The organism is Arthrobacter sp. KBS0703, from assembly GCF_002008315.2.
Classification (GTDB): Bacteria; Actinomycetota; Actinomycetes; order Actinomycetales; family Micrococcaceae; genus Arthrobacter.
Window position 1 is genome coordinate 4,401,043 of the sequence record NZ_MVDG02000001.1, and the last position, 19,145, is coordinate 4,420,187.

Below are 19,145 nucleotides of genomic sequence, written 5' to 3' on the forward strand. Positions count from 1 at the left end.
GCTTTGACCAGGGACTGCCTGACGTTCGCCGTGAGAAGGCGCGCCGTCCGGGATGTGACCCGTGGCGGCTTTGATGGAGGGGGTGGAATGGTCTGATGGTTTTCAATCAATGGGGGCGGCACCCCTTCCTGGCGTTCTCGGCATTGAGTAGTCGGTTTGCGGGAGGTACTGATCAGGAGACTCTACCGAAGAAAAAATTCCATGCGACCCCCTGATTGCCGCGGTTGCGGCCGCGACACCGGCCCGGCCGGCGCCCGGCTGGCGAGCAGTTGCCGCCGAAAGCATGTAATCTAGGGTTACGACAAATTGACCAAACATTCCGGGGCCTCACCGATAGCCAAGGTGACCACCTCCGGTCCAAGTACAAAAGGGGGTCACGCCATGGGGCGCGGCCGTCAAAAGGCAAAAGCTACCAAGCAGGCTCGGGACATCAAGTACTACTCCCCGAACACTGACTATTCGGCCCTTCAGCGTGAGCTGACGGGTCCGGGAAGTCGTGCAACGAGCCATTTCGCTAATGAACCGGTCGAACCGGACTATTCAGCCTACGTGGATAAGTACGCGGACGATTTGGACGAAGACGACGACGAAGTAGACACCCGTCGGATCGGTTAGTCGTTCCAGCCTGAACGTGCCGTAAGGCACTCGGCTGAATGCCGCCGTCGTACCTGTGTGCGTCGTTCTTTTCAGGCACCCGTTTTTTCTTGCTCCCTGAATTCCGGAGGCTAGCCTCCCGAGTCCGGGGTCCCGCACAACTATTACGCCCGCCGGGCATGCCAGCCATTGGCATGCCCGGCGGGTTTTTTAGTGCCCTGGTGTCTTCGAGCAGCCCGGAGCGGCTCGTGGCCTTCACCGGACGGCCTGTGCACGTCTAGCCTGTTAGGGATGTCTGTCCAACGGAAGGAATGAGCGGCATGGTCCAGCGCAACGGGTACAACCACGGGGAGGTGTGCTGGACAGACGTTCAGACCCCCGATGTGGCGGCCGCGAAGTCCTTCTATGCCGCGGTGTTCGGCTGGCGCTACGAGGACCTCCCGACGCCGGACGGGCGCAGCTACGCGAAGGCCTTCCTGGACGATGACCTCGTGGCGGTCATCGCGCCGCAGCCCCCGGACCAGGAAGCGGCCTCCGCACCCGCCCAGTGGAACGTCTACCTCGCCGCCGACGACGCCCGCGCCATCGCCGAAGAGGCGCCGCACGCCGGCGGCACGCTGCAGTTCGGGCCGGAGGAAGTCGCGGACACCGGAACCATGGTGTTCGTGGAGCCACCCGGCGGCGGCGCCACCGGCGTCTGGCAGGCCGGAACCCATCCGGGCAGCGGGCGGTACGGCGAGCCCGGCGCGTTCTCCTGGGCCGAGCTCGTGACGCCCGAGCCGGCGGCCGCCGTCGGATTTTTCCAGCGGCTGTTCGGCCACGGCGTGACCGAATATCCGCAGGACGACGGCGGCACGTACACCACGCTGATGGTGGACGGCGCCGAAGTGGCCGGGGTCGTCCCGGCTCCGTCGCGGGATGAGGAGCCGTCGCCGGATGACGAGGCAGGACCGGATGAGGACTCAGGCCCGGAGGAGGAGCTGGGGTGGCAGGTCTATTTCGGCGTGTCCAGCGTGTCCGAGGCCGTGCTCGCCGCCGTCGCAGCCGGCGCCGAAGTGCTGATCGAGCCCGAGTTCGTCGACGACGGCGGAACCATCGCCACGCTGAAGGACCCGCAGGGCGGCGTCTTCAGCGTCCTGGAGGTCTAGTTCCGGAGCGCTCGACGACGAACTTAGGCGTAGGTGTTGACCATCTGGACGGCGCCGCCGTCCACGCCCTTGGCGCCCTGGACGTAGTCCGGCCCGGTCTTGAGGACGGAGTCGGAGTCGGCGCTGACGGCGCCCATGATCCAGGACGGCAGGCCACGATCGTTCAGGCGTGCCACGGCGGCGTCCGCCGCGTCCGCGGAGACGATGGCCACCATGCCCACGCCGAGGTTGAGCGTGCGCTCGAGGTCTGCCAGCGGGACGCGGCCGAGCTCCGAGACCAGCTTGAAGATGGCCGGCAGCTCCCAGGTGGAGCGGTCAACCGTCGCCACGAGGCCCTGCGGCAGGACGCGGGCCAGGTTGGCGGCCAGCCCGCCGCCGGTGACGTGGCTGAAGCCGTGGACGGCCCGGTCACCCGATACGGGGAACGCGCGGGCGAGGTCGAGGCAGTCAGCGGCGTAGACGCGGGTGGGTTCCAGCAGTTCCTCGCCCAGCGTGCGGCCGAGTTCGGAGACCTGGCGGTCGAGGGCCCAGCCGGCGTGGTTGATGACGCGGCGGACCAGCGAGTAGCCGTTGGAGTGCAGGCCGGAGGAAGCCATGCCGATCACCACATCGCCGGCACGGACACGGTCCGGTCCCAGCAGTGCGTCGGCTTCAACAACGCCGGTGGCAGCGCCGGCGACGTCGTATTCGTGCTCGCCCAGCAGGCCGGGGTGTTCCGCGGTTTCCCCGCCCACGAGCGCGGTGCCGGCCACGGAGCACGCGGCCGCGATGCCGCGGACGATGTCCGCGATGCGCTCGGGAACCACCTTGCCGCAGGCGATGTAGTCGGTCATGAACAGCGGCTCGGCGCCCACCACCACGATGTCGTCCACCACCATGCCCACGAGGTCGAAGCCGATGGTGTCGTGGATGTCCATGGCCTGGGCGATGGCAACCTTGGTGCCCACGCCGTCCGTGGAGGTGGCCAGCAGGGGCCGCTTGTAGGTCAGGAGCTTCGAGACGTCGTACAGGCCGGCGAACCCGCCGACACCCCCGATCACCGATGCGTTGTGGGTCGCCTTGACGGCGCCCTTCATGAGCTCGACGGCGCGGTCGCCCGCTTCGACGTCGACACCCGCGGACGCGTAGGTGATGCCGGCGTTGTTCTGGGCGGCATTCATGTCAGCAGTGGGGGATGCGGAAGTCATACGGACTCTTTCTTATCAGCGCCGACGGTGGCAGCGTCGTGGTGGACGTCGGGAACGCGGTCGGCGTCGGTGAGCAGGTTCTCGAACTCGGAATCCGGCCCCGGATCGCAGCCGGTGGCGCCGGGCTTCTCCGCCGGGTCCTCGGTGACGGGGATGTCTTCCGGGTTCCCGGGTGAGACGTGCGCAGGTTCCGCGGAGGCGAGACCGGCGCCGGCCGCAGCAGGGGCGGACGCGGCAGGGGCGGACGCGGCGGCGCCGACGCCGGGAGGCCGCCGAGGTCCGTGCGTTCCAGCAGGTTCTTGCCGAGCTTGTCCGAGCCGGGGAGCTCGATGGGGTACTTGCCCGTGAAGCAGGCGGTGCAGAGCCGTTCGCGGGGCTGCCGGGTGGCCTCGATCATGCCGTCCTCGGAGATGTACGCCAGCGAATCGGCGCCGATGGCCTGGGTGATCTCATCGATGGTGGCGCCGTTGGCGATCAGTTCCGCGCGGGAGGCGAAGTCGATGCCGTAGAAGCAGGGCCATTTGACCGGCGGGGAGGAAATCTTGATGTGGACGCTTGCGGCGCCCGCTTCGCGGAGCATCCGGACGATGGCGCGCTGGGTGTTGCCGCGCACGATCGAGTCGTCCACCACCACCACGCGCTTGCCGCGGATGACGGATTCCAAGGCGTTCAGCTTGAGCCGGATGCCCAGCTGGCGGAGCGTCTGCGAGGGCTGGATGAACGTGCGGCCCACGTAGGAGTTCTTGACGAAGCCGTGCGCGAACGGGATGCCGGATTCCTCGGCGTAGCCCACCGCAGCCGGGGTGCCGGACTCGGGGACAGGGATGACGATGTCGGCTTCCTGGGTGTTTTCGCGGGCCAGCTGGCGGCCCATCTCCACGCGGGATTCGTACACGGACCGCCCGGCGATCGCGGCGTCGGGACGCGCGAGGTAGACGTACTCGAAAACGCAACCGGCCGGCGTCGGCTCCGCGAAGCGCTGGGACCGCACGCCCTGCTCATCGATCGCGATGAATTCGCCGGGTTCGATCTCCCGGATGAAGCTGGCGCCCACGGTGGCCAGTGCGGACTGTTCGGAGGCCACCACCCAGCCGCGCTCCAGCCGGCCGAGGACCAGCGGGCGGATACCGAAGGTGTCGCGGGCCGCGTAGAGCGTGCCTTCGTCCATGAACACGAAGCAGAAGCCGCCGCGGATCTTGGGCAGCAGCTCGATGGCGGTCTGTTCGAGGGTCTTGCCCTCTTCGCCCTCGAGCAGGGCCGTGACGAGGGCGGTGTCAGAGGTGTTGCCCTGTTTCATCTCGCCGCTGAGCTGGCCGCCGTTGCGCTCCGTGATCATGGCGTTGAGCTCGGCAGTGTTGGTCAGGTTGCCGTTGTGCGCCAGGGCCACGGTGCCGGTGGCGGTGGCTCCAAGCGTGGGCTGGGCGTTGGCCCAATGGCTTGCTCCGGTGGTGGAGTAGCGGCAGTGGCCCACAGCCAGGTGCCCGGTCAGGGTGTTCAGCGTGGTCTCGTCGAAGACCTGGGATACGAGGCCCATGTCCTTGTAGACGTTGATCCGCTGGCCGTCGCTGGTGGCAATACCAGCCGACTCCTGACCGCGGTGCTGCAGTGCATACAGCCCGTAATAGGTGAGTTTTGCTACTTCTTCACCTGGTGCCCAGACCCCGAAGACGCCGCAAGCGTCCTGAGGGCCTTTTTCGCCAGGGAGAAGATCATGAGAAAGTTTTCCATCGCCGCGTGCCACTGGTCGATTATCTCACGTGATCGGGTATGGAACTTCCGGCCGCCGGTTTATGACCGGAGGCCGGGTTCGCCGCCGTCATCCGCCGCCCGCTCCCGGGAAGTGTCCGGTTCCGCGGCAGGCAGGGCCTGTTCCGGCTCGGGAGCGGCCTCGACGACGGCCTGCCGCGCCCGCTTGACGCTCAGCCGGTCCAGGGCCAGCGCCGCAATTGCGCCGAGGATCACACCGCCGGCGCCGCACAGCACCATGAAGAAGCCGAAAACGGCGCCGGGGTCGTAGCTGGCGTCGCCGGGAAGCGCGTACGCAATGACCGCCGCCACGGCAATGCCCACAATCCCGCCCAGGATCAGGAACGGAACATACTTGGGTGCCCGGCGCACGGTGATTTCGCGCCGTTCAGGCGTGGGGTGATCGTCAGAAGCCATGGCATCTAGCCTACTGTCATCCTGCGGCCACGAGCCGCTGCCGCTGCTCGCCGAGGAGCTCGCCGCCGGACATCCGCATGACGTCGCCGGCCTTGAGGTACGGGAAGCGGCCGGACAGCGCCACCCCTTCGGGCGTGCCGGTGGTGATGAGGTCGCCGGGTTCCAGCACCATGTACTGCGAGAGGCGGCGGACCAGATCGGCGGGACCGAACACCATGTCCGCCGTCGAGCTGTCCTGCCGGGTTTCGTCGTTGACCCACGACGCCAGCCGGATGTTGCCGGCATCAACGTCCTCGGCGGGCACGAGCCACGGGCCCACCGGGTTGAACGTGGGGCAGGATTTCCCCAGTGACCACTGCGGCCCGGAGTGTTCGAGCTGGTATTCGCGCTCGGAGACATCGTTGGAAAGCACGAAACCCGCGATGCAGGCGGCGGCATCGGCGTCGGACGCCAGATAGCTGGCCCGCCGGCCGATCACCACGCCAAGCTCCACCTCCCAGTCCACCCGCTGCGCTCCGGGCGGGATCACGACGTCGTCGTCCGGTCCCACCACCGTGTTGGGGTGCTTGAAGAAAATGATGGGCCGCTCCGGCACGGGAAGGCCGGATTCGGCGGCGTGCGCCGCGTAGTTCAGTCCGACGCCGATCACGGCACCCGGCCGGGCGATCGGGGCGCCGATGCGCCTGCCCTCGGTGGTCAGCCGGGGAAGTCCGGACAGGTCCAGTTCGCCGAGCTGGCCGGCCCACGTCTCGAGGAAACCGCCGTCGATGTCCGCGGTGACCGGCCGGAGGTCATACGCCTGGCCTTCGTCGTCCAGGATCACGGGGATCTCGGTGCCTGCCGGGCCTATACGCATCAGCCTCATGGTTGTTCCTTTCAGCTTCCGCGGTAGGTGGAGTAAGCGAAGGGGCTCAACAGCAGCGGCACGTGATAGTGCTCGGCGCCGGTCACTTCGAAGACCAGGTCCACTTCCGGAAAGAACGTGGCAGTGCCCCGCTGCGCGTAGTACGCGCCGGTGGCGAAGTTCAGGCGGTATTTGCCGGGCGCCAGCTGCTCGGGACCGAGGTCCTTCGCGCGGCCGTCGGCATCGGTGGTGCCGTCCGCCAGCTGTGTCCAGTTGCCGCCGTCGTTCGCGTAAAGCACGACGGCGACCCCCGCCGCCGGGAGGCCGGCGCCGGTGTCCAGGACGTGGGTGGTGACATGGGAAACGCTCATTCGCTGATCACTCCTTCAAGCCGCAGCAGGGCGATTTCACGCAGCTGCTGGGCAACAATGGCGTCTTCCTGCGCCGCGGTGTGGGCCAGGCGCTCGTTGAGCGCGGCCAGGATTTCTGGGGCGGTGCGGCCGGCGGCGCGGATCAGGAAGACCCGGCCGAACTTTTCTTCATAGGCGCGGTTTCCGCTGGCCAGGGCGTCGGCCACGGCGGTGTCCGCGGGGTCGACGCCCGACTGTTCCGAGCGAGACATTGACGCCTCGGCGGTTTGTGCGGCGGGACGTTCGCCGATGCGCGGGTGGTGCGCCAGTGCCGCCTCGATTTCGTCGGCGGTGAACGGTGCGGCGGCCTCGCGGGCGCCGTCAAGGAGTTCCCCGACGGAGGCGAACGGGCGCGCGTCGGCGATCTGGTCCACCCAGCGCTGGACGTCTATGCACGGCCGGAGCACCGCGCTGGCGGCGGCGCGGTCAGCGTCATTGAATTCTGCAAGCTTCACTTGGTGATCCCTCAGGCAGGTGCTGGCATCCACGGTGACGGCTATGCGGAGAGCCGGGCCTTTTCCCGACGAATCAACATGCATACGGCATCCTGATTTCCGCATCATGGAACTGTTATTTCAGCATACGTAATAGTGAAGCTGACGGAGCGCTTCGGTGTCAAGAGACTACAGCAGCCTCCGGCGGCGGCAGATAAGCTCGGCGGCCGCGAGCGGCCCTCCGGGTGAGCCAACAAGGGGCCGCCCGGTCACCGGGCAGCCCCCTTTTCCAGTGTCCGGCACGTCGACGGCTCCGCGACGGGAATCCGGCGCAGGATCAGCGAAGGATTGCCACAGCGTATGACCGCGGGGCAGCTCAGTCGTCGCTGCCGTGCCCGCCATGGTTGTCGCCCGGCTCCGAGGACCCGCGGCCGCCGTGGTCGTCTCCGGGTTCCGGGGTGGCCCGGACTCCGCCGTTGTCGTCGCCGGTCTCCGGGGTTTCGCGGGCCCCGCCGTTGTCGTCTCCGGGTTCCTCCGACGGCGAAGGCGCCGCTGTGGAGGTGGAGGACGGGGACGCCGTGCGGCTGTCATCAGGTGTGGCAGACACCGTCGACGTCGGGCCCGGGCTGGGACTCGTGGCCGCATCGGTTGCCGGCGACGTTGCCGAATCCTGGGGGAGCAGGAACTGATTCGCGTTGCCGGTGGAGCCCGCAGGGGAGTTGTTGAGGGTCTGCGTATTCACGGCGAGGGCGGCGGATCCGGTAACAAGGATCCCTGCAACGGATAGTGCGAGGGCTGATCTTGTTCTCATGGTTTAACTGTAGGAAGCAGACGGTAAGGATGGGCCCCGCGGAAATCCAAGGATTGTCAAAGATTGGGGAAGTAATCCGCGTGGCCCGTGGAAATCCCTGCCGGTTCCGTCCCTGCAGGAACATAATCGGGTATGCAGATCCTGGTTGTTGAAGACGATGAATCAGTGGCCGCCGGCGTGCTGGAGGGCCTGACCCGGGCCGGGTTCCAAGCTAGCCACGTTGGCGACGGCGCGGCAGCCTTGGCTGAAGTCCGCTCGTCCAGCCCGGATTTTGTGCTCCTGGACCTCGGACTGCCGGACATGGACGGCACAGACGTCTGCCGGGCCATCCGGGCCCTGACGCTGATTCCGATCATCGTTGTCAGCGCCCGCGACGAGGAAATCGACCGGGTGCTGGCCCTGGAGCTGGGAGCGGACGACTATCTCGTCAAGCCCTTCGGGATGCGGGAGCTCATCGCCAGGATCCGGGCAGTCGCGCGGCGCACGGCTGATCCGGCGGCTGACGGCCATCCTCCGGCTGAAGGCGCCAGAGTCATCGGACCGCTGAGCATCGACCAGCGGTCCCGGCGAGTGCTCGTGGACGGCTCGGAAATCCACCTGACCGTCAAGGAATTCGACCTCCTCTACTACCTGGCGGAAGACCCGGGCGCGGTGTGCCAGCGCAGCGATATCCTGCGCGCGGTGTGGGACGGCACCTGGTACGGAACCACCAAGACCCTGGATGCCCACGTGGCCGCGATCCGCAAGAAGCTCGGGAATCCGCGCTGGATCGAGGCGGTGCGCGGCGTCGGATTCAGACTGGACGTTCCCGGATGAGATGGCGCCTGATCGCCGCCTTCATGGTGGTCACCCTGCTGGTGGTGCTGGTGCAGGACATCCCGCTGGGCAACTACCTTGCCCGGGTTGAACGTGACAGGCTCACCACGTCCTTGGAACGGGACGCCTTCCTGCTGGGCGGAAGAACAGGGCAAATCCTTGAGGCGGGCAATGGATTGCCCCCCGACGTGGCAGGCGCCGTCCGCGACTACGGCCACGCCAGCGGGGCCAGGGTGGTGATCGTTGATCCCGCCGGCACCGCCGTGGCAACCTCCGACGATGATCAATCCTCCACCGGCGCCTCCTACATCTCCCGCCCGGAAATTTCCGCCGCGCTGAACGGGCAGATCACCTCCGGGCAGCGGCACTCGGACACCCTGGGCTTTGATCTCGTGTACGTCACCGTTCCGGTCCTCAGCGGCGAGAAGATCACCGGCGCCGTCCGCCTGACCTACCCGGCGTCCGTGGTGGACGACAGGGTGGCCGGCCAACTGCAGGTGATGTGGGCCGTCGCGGCGACAACCGTGGTGCTCGCCGGCTTGCTGGCCTATCTGATGGCCGGCGCCGTCACGCGGAGGATCGAGCGGCTGCAGAAGGCCACGGAACTGCTGGCCGAAGGCAACCTGGCCGCGCGCACCGAGGAGGACGAGGGCGCTCCGGAGCTGCGCGCCCTCGCCGGATCCTTCAACCGCATGGCCGACAGGCTGGAACACCTGCTCCATCTGCAGAGGGGCTTCGCCAGCGATGCGTCCCACCAGCTCCGCACCCCGCTGACCGGGCTGAGGCTGCGGCTCGAGAACGCCGTCGACGCCATTGGCAACGATCCGGACGGTGCGCGCGTCATGGTGGCCGACTCCCTGGAGGAGACGTACCGGCTGCAGCGGATCATTGACGGACTGCTCCTCCTCAGCCGGGCGGACAGCCGCGAGGTGGAGCTGGCGCAGGTTGACCTCAGCGGGGTTGCCCGGAGCCGGGTGGAGCAGTGGGAAGCGCTCGCCGAAGAGACCGGAGTGCGCATCGCGCTGGAGGCCGTGGCCGAGGCCAACATCACGGCGATGCCGGGGGCAGCCGAACAGATCATCGACAACCTCATCGACAATGCCCTGGCCGTGGTGCCGCCGGACTCGGTGATCCGCGTGGCTGTCAGGCCGGACGGGGCGTCCGCCGGGTTTGAACTGCATGTCATCGACCAGGGTCCGGGGCTCTCGGCGGAAGACCGCCAGCGGGCCTTCAACCGCTTTTGGCGCGGACCGGGGACATCGCCGGGAAGCGGCCTGGGGCTGGCTATCGTCCAGCAGCTTGCCGCCGCCAGCGGAGCAGTTGCATCGCTGGAGCCGCGGGCCGACGCCGCACCGGGGGCCGGTAACGCACAGGGCGCCGAAGGCCGGGCCGGCGGAGGCCCCGGGCTCGACGCAGTGGTGAAGTTCAAGGCGGCGGCCCGTGCGTGACCTTTGCCGGTCATATTACGGAGTGTCGCCGCCCAGCCGCGTGGTCACCCGGCGGGCCGCCGCACGGCAGGATTCACCGAGGCTCTGCAGTGTGGCCGGTGAGACCCGGAACCGGGGTGCCGGGATGAGGACCGCCGCCGCAATGTCGCCGCGGTGGTCATAGACGGGCGCGGCAACTCCCACTTCATCGAGCGAGGACTCGCCGTAGTTGATGGCCCAGCCGCGCTCGCGGACGTCGCCCAGCCGGTCCAGGTAAGCCTCGAGGCTGGTCTCATCCAGGCCCGGATAGCTGATGGCGCCGCTGCGCAGCAGGACGCGGACGCGCTCGGCTGGCTCGGCGGCGAGAAAGACCTGCACGGAGGCGCTCAAGGCGTCGTGATAGCGGGCGCCCAGCGGGGTGGTGTGTTTGATCTGGTGGTGGCTGGGTATCTGTTCCACACACATGGACTCGGAGCCGTTCCACACCATGAGGGCGCTGGTTTCGCCCGTCTGTTCGGCCAGTTCACGCAGCACGGGATAGGCGACGCGCCGCTCTTCCAGTTCCGCCAGCAGCGGCCCGGCCACCGCGATCAGGCCGAGGCCAAGGCGGAACCGGCGGGTTTCCGTGTCACGTTCCACCAGGTGCTCCTGCTCGAACGTGGCCAGGATCCGGGAGACGGTGCTCTTATGCAGGCCCACCCGGTTGGCGATCTCCGTGACTCCGAGCAGCGGCTCGTCCGCGGTGAAACTTCGCAGGACGGCGATGGCGTTGACTATGACGGACGTGCCTTTGGCATCGCCGTTGCCGCTGGTGTCGGGAGCTTCTGCTGAGGTCATGGTGTTCACCATCATTCCGCATGAGGGCAGGAAAGCGGCGCCACGGCTGACGTGGCGCCGCTTTCCGGCAGAGGCAAACGGGGGTGCCGCTATGCCCCGATGATGTTGTATTCCGGACCGAACGGGAACTTGGTGATGTTCTCCGCGCCGTCGTCGCCGACCACCAGGATGTCGTGCTCGCGGTAGCCGCCGGCACCGGGCTGCCCGTCCAGGACCGTGATCATCGGTTCCATCGAAACCACCATGCCGGGCTCAAGGACGGTGTCGATGTCCTCGCGGAGCTCCAGCCCGGCTTCGCGGCCGTAGTAGTGGCTGAGGACGCCGAAGGAGTGGCCGTAGCCGAAGGTGCGGTTGGCCAGGAGGCCGTGGGACACGTAGATCTCGTTCAGTTCGGCCGCGATGTCCTTGCAGACGGCGCCGGGCTTGATGAGTTCGAGGCCGCGCTTGTGGACCTCCACGTTGATGTTCCACAGCTCCAGCGAGCGGGCATCCGGTTCGCCGTAGAACAGGGTGCGTTCCAAGGCGGTGTAGTAGCCGGAGGTCATGGGGAAGCAATTCAGCGACAGGATGTCGTGTTCCTGGATCTTGCGGGTGGTGGCCCAGTTGTGCGCGCCGTCCGTGTTGATGCCGGACTGGAACCACACCCAGGTGTCGCGGATCTCCGAGTCCGGGAAGGTGCGGGCGATCTCGTGCACCATCGCCTCCGTCCCGATCAGCGCCACCTCGTACTCGGTGATGCCGGCAGTGATGGCGTTGCGGATGGCTTCGCCGCCGAGGTCGCCGATGCGCGCACCGTGCTTGATCACTTCGATCTCCTCGGCGGACTTGATCATCCGCTGGCGCATGGCAGCCTGTGCCACGTCAACGAGGGCTGCCGACGCGAAGGCGGCCTGAATCTTGTTGCGGTTGTCCAGCGGCAGCGAGTCGTCCTCGACACCAAGCCGGCGGACGCTGATGCCGCGGGTGCGCAGCACTTCCTGGATGGCGTGGATGTAGTTGTCCCGGCGCCAGTCCGTGTACACCAGGTTGTCGCCGAAGCTGCGGCGCCAGGGCATCCCGGCGTCGATGTTTGCGGTGACGGTGACCGTGTCCTCCTTGGTGACCACCATGGCGTAGGAGCGGCCGAAGTAGGTGAACAGGAAGTCGGAGTAGTACTTGATCGAGTGGTAGCTGGTCAGCACGACGGCGTCGAGTTCCTTCTCGGCCATGATGCGGCGCAGGCCGGCCAGCCGGCGTTCGAACTCCGTGTCGGAGAATGTCAGCCGGACTTTTTCGCCGTTGTTGAGGACCTTCAGGCGGTCCAGCTTGGCGACATCGTTGACGGCCTCGGTTTCGATGGTGGTCATGGGTTTGTACCTTTCTTTGGTGCTGAATTGAGTGAGGAAAGTGTGTGGTGTACCCGCGGAGGCGGGCTGAGGGGCGGCGTCCCGGACGTGCGGGTCATTCCTGCCGGAGTGGCTTCTTGGAGGTCTCGGTGGCGAACAGGACTGCGACCAGAGAGACGACGGAGGCCGCTACCAGGTACCAGCCCGGCGCCACCTTGCTCTGGGTAAGGCCGATGAGCAGCGTGGCCATGAACGGGGCCGTGCCGCCGAAGAGCGCATTGGAGAGGTTGAAGCTCACGGCGAACCCGGTGTAGCGGACACGGGTGGGGAAGAGCTCCGCGAGGAAGCTCGGGAGGGTGCCGTCGTTGAGCGTCAGCATGCCGCCGAGCAGGATCTGGACCAGGACGATGACCAGGAAATTGCCGGTATCCAGCAGCATGAAGGCCGGGACCGTCAGCACGATGAAGAGCAGCGAGGCGGTGATCAGCATGCGCTTGCGGCCGAACCTGTCCGAAGCGATGCCTGTCAGGAAGATGAAGCCGATGTAGCTGGCCAGGGCGATGGTGGTGGCCAGGAACGACTCCGCCGCGCCGAAGCCGAGTTCCTCCGAGAGGTACGTCGGCATGTAGCTGAGGATCACGTAGAACCCGACCGCGTTGAGGAGGACCGCACCGGTGGCAATGATCAGCTGCTTGCGGTAGGTCCGGAACATGGCGAAGACCGGCGTCTTCACGGTGTGGTCTTCGGCAGCGAGGGCCTGGAACGCAGGAGTGTCCTCGAGCTTGGTGCGGATGTAGCGGCCGATCAGGCCCATGGGCGCCGCCAGCAGGAAGGGCAGACGCCAGCCCCACTCATGCAGCTGCTCAGTGGTGAGGACGGTGCTGAGGAGCGCCGCAATCAGGGAGCCAAGCAGTAGGCCCGCCGCGGTGCTGGCGGGCACGACGGCGGCATAGAGGCCGCGCTTTTTGGCAGGTGCGTACTCCACAAGGAAGGCGGATGCGCCGGCGTATTCCCCGGCGGCGGAGAAGCCCTGGACGATCCTGACCAGGAGGAGAAGGACCGGCGCCATCACTCCGATGCTGGTGTATCCCGGGATCAGTGCGATGCAGAACGTCGATACGGACATGATGACGATGGAGAGCGACAGGGCCTTCCGCCGGCCCAGCCGATCACCGATGTGGCCCCAGACGAATCCGCCGAGGGGGCGGACAAAGAATGACACCGCGAAGACGCCGAACGTGGCCAGCAGGGCTGCCTGCCGATCGGCCTCCGGGAAGAACACCGACGAGATGGTCGCGGCGAGATAGCCGTAGACGGCGTAGTCGAACCATTCGACGAAATTGCCGATGAAGCTGGCGGTGACCACCCTGCGTCGGGTTTCCCGGCTGACGCCGCTGCCCGCCTCGGGGCTGACCCCTCCCGCAAACGCGGCGGGGGAGGGGGAGGAAGTTTCGTTACTCATGTATCCACCAAAGTGTCTGGGGTTGCATTCAATGCAACGCTGTTGCACCAGATTAGGCGTGACATACGCCACAGTCAATACTTTTGGGACGATAGCCCGTGATTTTGGCGCGAAAGGGTCGGGGCGGCGCGCTCGATCGCGGGTCAGGGCTGACCGACGAATTCGTTGCATCCAGTGGAGTGTCGTTGCGGTAACACTGCCCCGACCGTGCGCCGGGGGCGGGCTGCAGGCGCCGCATCCTGGCGGTCTATTGACACCGCTTTGTGACGGCTGTCATATTTCCAGTACGCACTATGTGCACCGTGTTGTGTAATACGCAATTGACGGGAACGTCAATTGCCCAAGGTGCACCCGCTAGCTTCTCGATCAAGGCACGGTCGGGCGTTCCCGCGCCGGATCCGCACGACGTACAAGGAGACTTCGCACCATGACAGAGACCAACTACGACTACGTCATCGTCGGCGGGGGAAGCGCCGGTTCGGTGCTTGCCACCCGGGCCGGAAGACGCCCACCGTGGCGGGCATCGTCATCGCCGTCATTCCGCTGATCGTCAACGTTTCACAGCCGGCGATCTTCACCATCCTCTCCAGCATCAGCATCGTGCTGATCTACCTGTCCTACCTCCAGTGGGGCGGAGTTATCTTTGTCGGCACGGTGGTGATCGGCGGGGCGCTGCTCTACCGCCTGCGGATCAGGCACCGGACCGGGGTCCTGGCCGAACACGCAGCCGCGGCGGTTGTGCCGCAGGAGGTCCCCGCCGGGGATTTCGAACCTCAACGGGTCAGCTAGATTGGCAACGGGTGCCGTTGCATCGAGTCCGAAGGACTGACGAAAGGAACACCAGCTCATGGTTCACAAAGTAAAAGCGGTCATTGCCAGGGAAAAGAACGCCCCGGTCTCGGTGGAGACCATTCTGGTGCCGGATCCGGGCCCGGGCGAGGCACTGGTGGACATCCTCACCTGCGGCGTCTGCCACACGGACCTGCACTACAAGCAGGGCGGCATCACCGACGATTTCCCCATCCTGCTCGGCCATGAGGCCACCGGCGTGGTCAGCGCCGTCGGCCCCGACGTCACCGACGTGGCTCCCGGCGACCGCGTCATCCTGAACTGGCGCGCGGTCTGCGGCCAGTGCCGGGCCTGCGCCAAGGGCAAGCCGCAGTACTGCTTCAACACCCACAACGCCACCCAGAAGATGACCCTGGAGGACGGCACGGAACTGTCGCCCGCACTGGGGATCGGCGCCTTCGCCGAGAAGACGCTCGTTGCCGCCGGGCAGTGCACCAAGGTGGACGAGGACGCCGACGCGGCCGCCGTCGGGCTCCTGGGCTGCGGCGTGATGGCCGGAATCGGGGCCGCCATCAACACGGGCGAGGTCCAGCGCGGCGAATCCGTGGCCGTCATCGGCTGCGGCGGCGTGGGCATTGCCGCCATTGCGGGCGCCAAGCTGGCCGGAGCCACCACGATCATCGCCGTGGACATCGATGACAACAAGATCGAGATGGCCAAGTCACTCGGCGCCACCCACGGCGTGAACTCCCGCGCCACGGATCCGGTCGATGCCATCCGCGAACTCACCAACGGCTTCGGCGCCGACCTCGTCATCGACGCGGTGGGACGTCCCGAGACGTACAAGCAGGCGTTCTACGCGAGGGACCTCGCCGGCCGCGTGGTGCTGGTGGGCGTGCCCACCCCCGAGATGCAGCTCGAACTGCCCCTGCTGGATGTCTTTGGCCGCGGCGGCTCGCTGAAGTCCTCCTGGTACGGGGACTGCCTGCCCTCCCGGGACTTCCCGATGCTGGTCCAGCATTACAAGCAGGGCAACCTCAACCTCGACGCCTTCGTGTCCGAACGCATCACCATCGACCAGGTGGAAGAAGCCTTCGCCAAGATGCACGAGGGCAAGGTCCTCCGTTCGGTGGTTGAAATCGCATGAGCATCACCATCGAGAACCTCGTCACCTCCGGCACCTTTTCCCTCGACGGCGGCACCTGGGATGTGGACAACAACGTCTGGATCGTGGGCAACGACGACGAATGCGTGATCATCGATTCTCCGCACGACGCCGCAGCGATCATCAGCCAGGTCCGCGGCCGGAAGGTCCTGGCCATCCTGCTCACGCACGCGCACAACGATCACATCGGCGCGGCCCGCGCCGTGGCGGAGGCCGTGAACGCCCCCATCCACCTCCACCCGGAGGACCTGGTGCTGTGGGAACAGGTCTACCCGGACATCAAACCCGATATGTACCTTGCTGACGGGGACGTGTTCCAGGTGGGCGGGGCGACCCTCAAGGCCATCCACACCCCCGGCCACTCGCCGGGCTCCATCTGCTTCCTCCTGGCGGAGGAAGGAACGGTGTTCACCGGAGACACGCTCTTCAACGGCGGCCCGGGCGCCACCGGACGGTCCTACAGCGATTACCCCACCATCGTGGCCTCGATCCGGGAACGGCTGCTGACGCTTCCCGCCGAGACGGTGGTCCGCACCGGGCACGGCGACAACACCACCATCGGCGCGGAACGGGAGACACTGGCCCGCGTTGAGCAATGAGCGCCAGCCGGTGACCGCACCGCCCTGCTGACCCTGTTTGACCACAGAACGACGGCGACACTCCGGCAAGTCCGGAGTGTCGCCGTCGTTTTTTGGCAAAAAGGGTCAGGACGGCCGAATTGGGCAAATCCTCCGGCCAGCGAGAATCCACCAGTAGGGGTCGTCCGTTCCTAGACGTCGGGTGAGTATCTGTTGATCGGACTCTTGGACGGGAAACCGGCGGCTCACCTGAGTGCGGCCCTCCGGAGCGGATCGCACGCCACCGCCAAGCCAGGAGATTCCCTGCACCCACATCAGCGGCCACCCTCGGGCCGGCCGTTCATGAGGCGCGGAACTGCCAGGGGATTGTCGTCGCGGAGTGCCTCCGGCAGCAGGTGCTGCGGGAAGCCCTGGTAGGCGACCGGGCGCAGGAAGCGTGCAATAGCCGCCGTGCCCACCGAGGTGCTTCCCACAGCGGTGGTCGCCGGGTAGGGTCCGCCGTGCTGTTGTGCGTACGTCACGGCGACACCCGTTGGCCACTGGTTCCAGACCACCCGCCCGGCCTTGCGGGCAAGCACCTCCACCAGCGCCTCTACCTGGCAGGAGTCCGTTCCGTGGATCGTGGCGGTTAGCTGCCCCTCGAAAGTCTCGGCAAGCTCGGGAAGCTGGGACTCGTCGTCGTACGTCACCACGACGGCGGTGGGCCCGAAGCATTCGGTTTGGAGGGCATGCGGCTCGGCGAGCATGTCGGCCGCGGTGGTGAGCAGGAGTGTGGGACCTGGCGGATCGGCCAAGGGGCCTGCTCCCTGTGCCAGTACCTCAAGGCGGTGATTGGACTGCAGGCCCTGCAGCACCTCGGTATATCCGGACCGGATCCGCTCGTTGAGCAGAGGCGCGGCTGGCGGCAGAGCGGCGTCGCGCAGGGCCTCCACCAGCCCGGACCGGGCTGGGACGAACAATGTACCGGGCTTCGTGCAGAATTGTCCGGCCCCGAGCGTGAAGGAGTTGACGAAGCCCTCGGCTATCTCCGCGCAGCGTTCAGCGGCCGCGGCCTCGGTGACGAAGGCCGGGTTGTTGCTGCCCAGTTCACCGAAGAAGGGGATCGGTTCGGGCCGGGAACTGGCGATGTCGAAGAGGGCGCGTCCGCCGGGGATGGAACCCGTGAATGCGCCGGCTTTGACCCTTGGGTCGCGCAGGGCCGCAGCTCCGGCGGCGGTCCCCGCAATGAGCGCGAACGTGCCGTCGGGAGCGCCTGCCTCGCCGAGTGCCGAGACGACGACCTCCGCCGTCAGCCGGGACAGCCCGGGATGGCCGGAGTGGGCTTTGAGTAGTACGGGGCTGCCCGCGGCAAGCGCCGACGCGGTGTCTCCGCCGGCCACGGAGAACGCGAAGGGGAAGTTGCTGGCGGCGAACACCACCACAGGCCCCACGGGCACGAGCACGCGCCGCAGTTCTGGCCGCGGGGCGCCCATCGGCCAGTCGGCGTCGGCATGGTCGATGCGGGCGTCAAGGTAGCCGCCGTCGCGCAGTGCTTGGCCGAAGAGGCGCAGCTGGAAGGTGGTGCGCTTGAGCTCGCCGCGGAGCCGCGCCTCGGGCAGGTGGGTCTCCCGTCCGGCCACGGGAACGAGCTGGTCGGCGGCGGCATCCAAAGCGTCGGCGACGGCGTCGAGCAGCTCGGCGCGCTCGGCGGGACGGAAGGCGGCCAGTGCTGCCGTAGCCGTCTGGGCCGCTGCCAGCAGTCGTTCCAATTCGGCGTCGGTAGTCGGCGGCAGTACTACGGCGGTGGTCTGGGCGATCGCGGTCATGCGCGGTCTCCTTTCGGGAGGCAGTTCAGATGGGTAAGTTCAGTTGTCCGTAGTTTCAAGCGCGGCAAGTTCGCCGATGCCCACTGGCGCGGCCAAAGGTCGCTTTGCAGAGCCGGACAGGCTTTCAGCGGTGGGCGTAGCGCCCGGGCCGGCCCCAATGCAGGCGGCGGCGAAGCCGCACACCCGGCCTTGGCACCAGCCCATTCCAGCGCGGGTGAACGACTTGAGTGTCCGGACGTCGCGGGCTCCCAGGCTCTCCCGGGCGTCGGTGATCTGGCAGGCTGTGACTTCCTCGCAGCGGCACACGATCGTCTCGGGGACGAGCCAGTCCTGCCAGGCTGCAGGCACGGGGTGCGCCCGGTGCATGGCCTCGGCGAAACGCCGGTGCCGCGTGGCGGTTTTCTCCGGCAAAACGGTCCCGCCCGCCGCAGCAGTGCCCGCCGCGAGGCCCTCAAGCACGGCCAATGTTGCCCCGCCGACGCCGGTGATCTCACCCGCAAGAAACAGGCCCGGGACACTGGACTGCTGGCGCTCATCGACGACGCCGACCAGCGACCCGTCCGCATCGAGCCGAGTCTGGATGCCAAAGGACAGAGGCAGTTCCATCTGCGGCGTGAAGCCCCAACCGAAGCCGACCACGTCCACGTCCTCGTACACACGCTCGGTGCCGGGCAGCACCCGCCCGTCGGCGTCGACTCTGGCCGTCCTTACGCCGGAAACGTGATCCGTTCCGAGGACCTCGGTGACGATGCTGCGCGTGCGGTACGGAATCCGGTGCCGGGCGAAGACAGCCGCATACTCCGCGCCCTCAAGGACTTTCTCCGGCACTCCCGCCGCGGCACGCAGATGCGGCAGCCAGGCGGTCGGGGAGGAGGACTCAAGCACCGCGAGGACCTTGCCGCCGGCCTCGGCGATATTCGCGGCAACCGGGAGCAGGAAAGGACCGGTCCCAGCAATCACGAAGCGTTTCCCGGGAAGCATTCCGTTGGCCTTGATGAAGGCCTGGATGCCGCCGGCAGCCATCCCACCGGGAAGGTCCCAGCCGGGAACCGGAAGCTGGCGGTCGTAGCCGCCGGGACACAGGACAAGACGGCGCGCGACGACGATTTTACCCACGCTTGCCTCTAAAGCAGCCGCCGCGACGGTAGGCGTCGTGCGCAAGGTGAAGCCGGCGTCGTCCCCTTGAGCTGGATGGATTTGCTGCGACATCCAGACCTGGAGCCCGGGAAGGTAGGTGATCCGCCCGCGGCCGCGCGCGGCGTCGAACCTCGCACGGAGGTCGAGGTAGCTCTTCCATCCGTGGTGCCCACGGCCTGTCTCTTATACACATCTAGATGTGTATAAGAGACA

General features: G+C 67.1%; 18 protein-coding genes and 2 pseudogenes. 8 read left to right on the forward strand and 12 right to left on the reverse strand.

Annotation, left to right across the window (positions count from 1 at the left end):
* The first annotated feature begins 381 nt into the window (after nt 1-381).
* Both B1A87_RS20410 and B1A87_RS20415 read left to right on the forward strand, forming a co-directional pair.
* Nucleotides 382-615 (forward strand): DUF3073 domain-containing protein, encoded by a 234-nt coding sequence (locus B1A87_RS20410; RefSeq protein ID WP_056624544.1) that lies wholly within the window; start codon nt 382-384, stop codon nt 613-615.
* Between the two features lie 299 nt (nt 616-914).
* Entirely contained in the window at nt 915-1,742 is an 828-nt protein-coding gene (locus B1A87_RS20415; RefSeq protein ID WP_078027054.1) for a VOC family protein, read from the forward strand.
* Between the two features lie 23 nt (nt 1,743-1,765).
* On the opposite strand, the gene purM is transcribed toward B1A87_RS20415, so the two are convergent.
* From purM to B1A87_RS20450, 7 genes and pseudogenes are all read right to left on the reverse strand, one after another.
* Entirely contained in the window at nt 1,766-2,929 is a 1,164-nt protein-coding gene (gene purM, locus B1A87_RS20420; RefSeq protein ID WP_078027055.1) for a phosphoribosylformylglycinamidine cyclo-ligase, read from the reverse strand.
* A pseudogene (gene purF, locus B1A87_RS20425) lies at nt 2,926-4,670 on the reverse strand (amidophosphoribosyltransferase). The gene purM and the pseudogene purF overlap by 4 nt, the downstream one beginning before the upstream one ends.
* 47 nt (nt 4,671-4,717) lie before the next feature.
* A complete protein-coding gene (locus B1A87_RS20430) occupies nt 4,718-5,092 on the reverse strand; it encodes a hypothetical protein (RefSeq protein ID WP_078027057.1) in 375 nt (124 codons plus the stop codon).
* Between the two features lie 16 nt (nt 5,093-5,108).
* Nucleotides 5,109-5,957 (reverse strand): fumarylacetoacetate hydrolase family protein, encoded by an 849-nt coding sequence (locus B1A87_RS20435; protein WP_078027058.1) that lies wholly within the window; start codon nt 5,955-5,957, stop codon nt 5,109-5,111.
* An 11-nt stretch (nt 5,958-5,968) separates the two neighbouring features.
* Nucleotides 5,969-6,307: a hydroxyisourate hydrolase gene (gene uraH / locus B1A87_RS20440; RefSeq protein WP_078027059.1), complete on the reverse strand. Its 339-nt coding sequence runs from the start codon at nt 6,305-6,307 to the stop codon at nt 5,969-5,971.
* A complete protein-coding gene (gene uraD, locus B1A87_RS20445) occupies nt 6,304-6,801 on the reverse strand; it encodes a 2-oxo-4-hydroxy-4-carboxy-5-ureidoimidazoline decarboxylase (protein ID WP_078027106.1) in 498 nt (165 codons plus the stop codon). Before uraD ends, uraH begins: the two co-directional genes overlap by 4 nt.
* Before the next feature lie 355 nt (nt 6,802-7,156).
* Nucleotides 7,157-7,591, reverse strand: a complete 435-nt coding sequence (locus B1A87_RS20450; protein ID WP_139362702.1) for a hypothetical protein — start codon at nt 7,589-7,591, stop codon at nt 7,157-7,159.
* A 132-nt stretch (nt 7,592-7,723) separates the two neighbouring features.
* Between B1A87_RS20450 and B1A87_RS20455 the strand changes: the two genes are divergently transcribed.
* Complete coding sequence (locus B1A87_RS20455; RefSeq protein ID WP_078027061.1) at nt 7,724-8,407, forward strand: response regulator transcription factor; 684 nt, start codon at nt 7,724-7,726, stop codon at nt 8,405-8,407.
* On the forward strand, nt 8,404-9,855 hold the full coding sequence (locus B1A87_RS20460; RefSeq protein ID WP_260681003.1) for an ATP-binding protein: 1,452 nt from the start codon (nt 8,404-8,406) through the stop codon (nt 9,853-9,855). The genes B1A87_RS20455 and B1A87_RS20460 overlap by 4 nt, the downstream gene beginning before the upstream one ends.
* Nucleotides 9,856-9,870: 15 nt before the next feature.
* Here B1A87_RS20460 and B1A87_RS20465 read toward each other — a convergent pair whose 3' ends face one another.
* The 3 genes from B1A87_RS20465 to B1A87_RS20475 all read right to left on the reverse strand — a co-directional run bounded on the left by B1A87_RS20465 (nt 9,871) and on the right by B1A87_RS20475 (nt 13,458).
* Nucleotides 9,871-10,671, reverse strand: coding sequence for an IclR family transcriptional regulator (locus tag B1A87_RS20465; RefSeq protein ID WP_260681004.1), 801 nt, complete (start codon nt 10,669-10,671; stop codon nt 9,871-9,873).
* An 89-nt stretch (nt 10,672-10,760) separates the two neighbouring features.
* Nucleotides 10,761-12,017 (reverse strand): aminopeptidase P family protein, encoded by a 1,257-nt coding sequence (locus tag B1A87_RS20470; RefSeq protein WP_078027063.1) that lies wholly within the window; start codon nt 12,015-12,017, stop codon nt 10,761-10,763.
* Between the two features lie 94 nt (nt 12,018-12,111).
* Nucleotides 12,112-13,458 carry an MFS transporter gene (locus B1A87_RS20475; protein WP_078027064.1) on the reverse strand — a complete coding sequence of 449 codons (1,347 nt, stop codon included), beginning with the start codon at nt 13,456-13,458 and terminating at the stop codon, nt 12,112-12,114.
* Nucleotides 13,459-13,929: 471 nt separating this feature from the next.
* On the opposite strand from B1A87_RS20475, the pseudogene B1A87_RS20480 reads away from it, so the two are divergent.
* The 3 genes and pseudogenes from B1A87_RS20480 to B1A87_RS20490 all read left to right on the forward strand — a co-directional run.
* Nucleotides 13,930-14,247: pseudogene (locus B1A87_RS20480) on the forward strand (amino acid permease); the annotation flags it as partial.
* Between the two features lie 58 nt (nt 14,248-14,305).
* The gene (locus B1A87_RS20485) at nt 14,306-15,394 is read left to right on the forward strand and encodes an S-(hydroxymethyl)mycothiol dehydrogenase (protein ID WP_078027065.1); all 1,089 of its coding nucleotides are present in this window, start codon (nt 14,306-14,308) and stop codon (nt 15,392-15,394) included.
* The gene (locus B1A87_RS20490; RefSeq protein ID WP_078027066.1) at nt 15,391-16,011 is read left to right on the forward strand and encodes an MBL fold metallo-hydrolase; all 621 of its coding nucleotides are present in this window, start codon (nt 15,391-15,393) and stop codon (nt 16,009-16,011) included. The genes B1A87_RS20485 and B1A87_RS20490 overlap by 4 nt, the downstream gene beginning before the upstream one ends.
* A gap of 293 nt (nt 16,012-16,304) precedes the next feature.
* Here the strand turns inward: B1A87_RS20490 and B1A87_RS20495 are convergent, their stop codons facing one another.
* Together B1A87_RS20495 and B1A87_RS20500 are read right to left on the reverse strand one after the other, a co-directional pair.
* Nucleotides 16,305-17,795, reverse strand: coding sequence for an aldehyde dehydrogenase family protein (locus B1A87_RS20495; RefSeq protein ID WP_078027067.1), 1,491 nt, complete (start codon nt 17,793-17,795; stop codon nt 16,305-16,307).
* A 39-nt stretch (nt 17,796-17,834) separates the two neighbouring features.
* The gene (locus B1A87_RS20500; RefSeq protein ID WP_395940262.1) at nt 17,835-19,004 is read right to left on the reverse strand and encodes an FAD-dependent oxidoreductase; all 1,170 of its coding nucleotides are present in this window, start codon (nt 19,002-19,004) and stop codon (nt 17,835-17,837) included.
* Here B1A87_RS20500 and B1A87_RS24360 point away from each other — a divergent pair.
* Entirely contained in the window at nt 18,993-19,139 is a 147-nt protein-coding gene (locus B1A87_RS24360; RefSeq protein ID WP_260681006.1) for a hypothetical protein, read from the forward strand. The genes B1A87_RS20500 and B1A87_RS24360 overlap by 12 nt on opposite strands.
* Nucleotides 19,140-19,145: the final 6 nt, after the last annotated feature.

Bases quoted from the DNA above. Each gene is read 5' to 3' on its own strand.
- B1A87_RS20460 (WP_260681003.1), top strand. From the start codon at position 8,404: ATGAGATGGCGCCTGATCGCCGCCTTCATGGTGGTCACCCTGCTGGTG.
- purM (WP_078027055.1), bottom strand. From the start codon at position 2,929: ATGACTTCCGCATCCCCCACTGCTGACATGAATGCCGCCCAGAACAAC.
- B1A87_RS20475 (WP_078027064.1), bottom strand. From the start codon at position 13,458: ATGAGTAACGAAACTTCCTCCCCCTCCCCCGCCGCGTTTGCGGGAGGG.
- B1A87_RS20470 (WP_078027063.1), bottom strand. From the start codon at position 12,017: ATGACCACCATCGAAACCGAGGCCGTCAACGATGTCGCCAAGCTGGAC.
- B1A87_RS20450 (WP_139362702.1), bottom strand. From the start codon at position 7,591: ATGAGAACAAGATCAGCCCTCGCACTATCCGTTGCAGGGATCCTTGTT.
- B1A87_RS20430 (WP_078027057.1), bottom strand. From the start codon at position 5,092: ATGGCTTCTGACGATCACCCCACGCCTGAACGGCGCGAAATCACCGTG.
- B1A87_RS20465 (WP_260681004.1), bottom strand. From the start codon at position 10,671: ATGACCTCAGCAGAAGCTCCCGACACCAGCGGCAACGGCGATGCCAAA.
- B1A87_RS20410 (WP_056624544.1), top strand. From the start codon at position 382: ATGGGGCGCGGCCGTCAAAAGGCAAAAGCTACCAAGCAGGCTCGGGAC.
- B1A87_RS20490 (WP_078027066.1), top strand. From the start codon at position 15,391: ATGAGCATCACCATCGAGAACCTCGTCACCTCCGGCACCTTTTCCCTC.
- B1A87_RS20500 (WP_395940262.1), bottom strand. From the start codon at position 19,004: ATGTCGCAGCAAATCCATCCAGCTCAAGGGGACGACGCCGGCTTCACC.
- B1A87_RS20495 (WP_078027067.1), bottom strand. From the start codon at position 17,795: ATGACCGCGATCGCCCAGACCACCGCCGTAGTACTGCCGCCGACTACC.
- B1A87_RS20435 (WP_078027058.1), bottom strand. From the start codon at position 5,957: ATGAGGCTGATGCGTATAGGCCCGGCAGGCACCGAGATCCCCGTGATC.
- uraH (WP_078027059.1), bottom strand. From the start codon at position 6,307: ATGAGCGTTTCCCATGTCACCACCCACGTCCTGGACACCGGCGCCGGC.
- B1A87_RS20415 (WP_078027054.1), top strand. From the start codon at position 915: ATGGTCCAGCGCAACGGGTACAACCACGGGGAGGTGTGCTGGACAGAC.
- B1A87_RS20485 (WP_078027065.1), top strand. From the start codon at position 14,306: ATGGTTCACAAAGTAAAAGCGGTCATTGCCAGGGAAAAGAACGCCCCG.
- B1A87_RS20455 (WP_078027061.1), top strand. From the start codon at position 7,724: ATGCAGATCCTGGTTGTTGAAGACGATGAATCAGTGGCCGCCGGCGTG.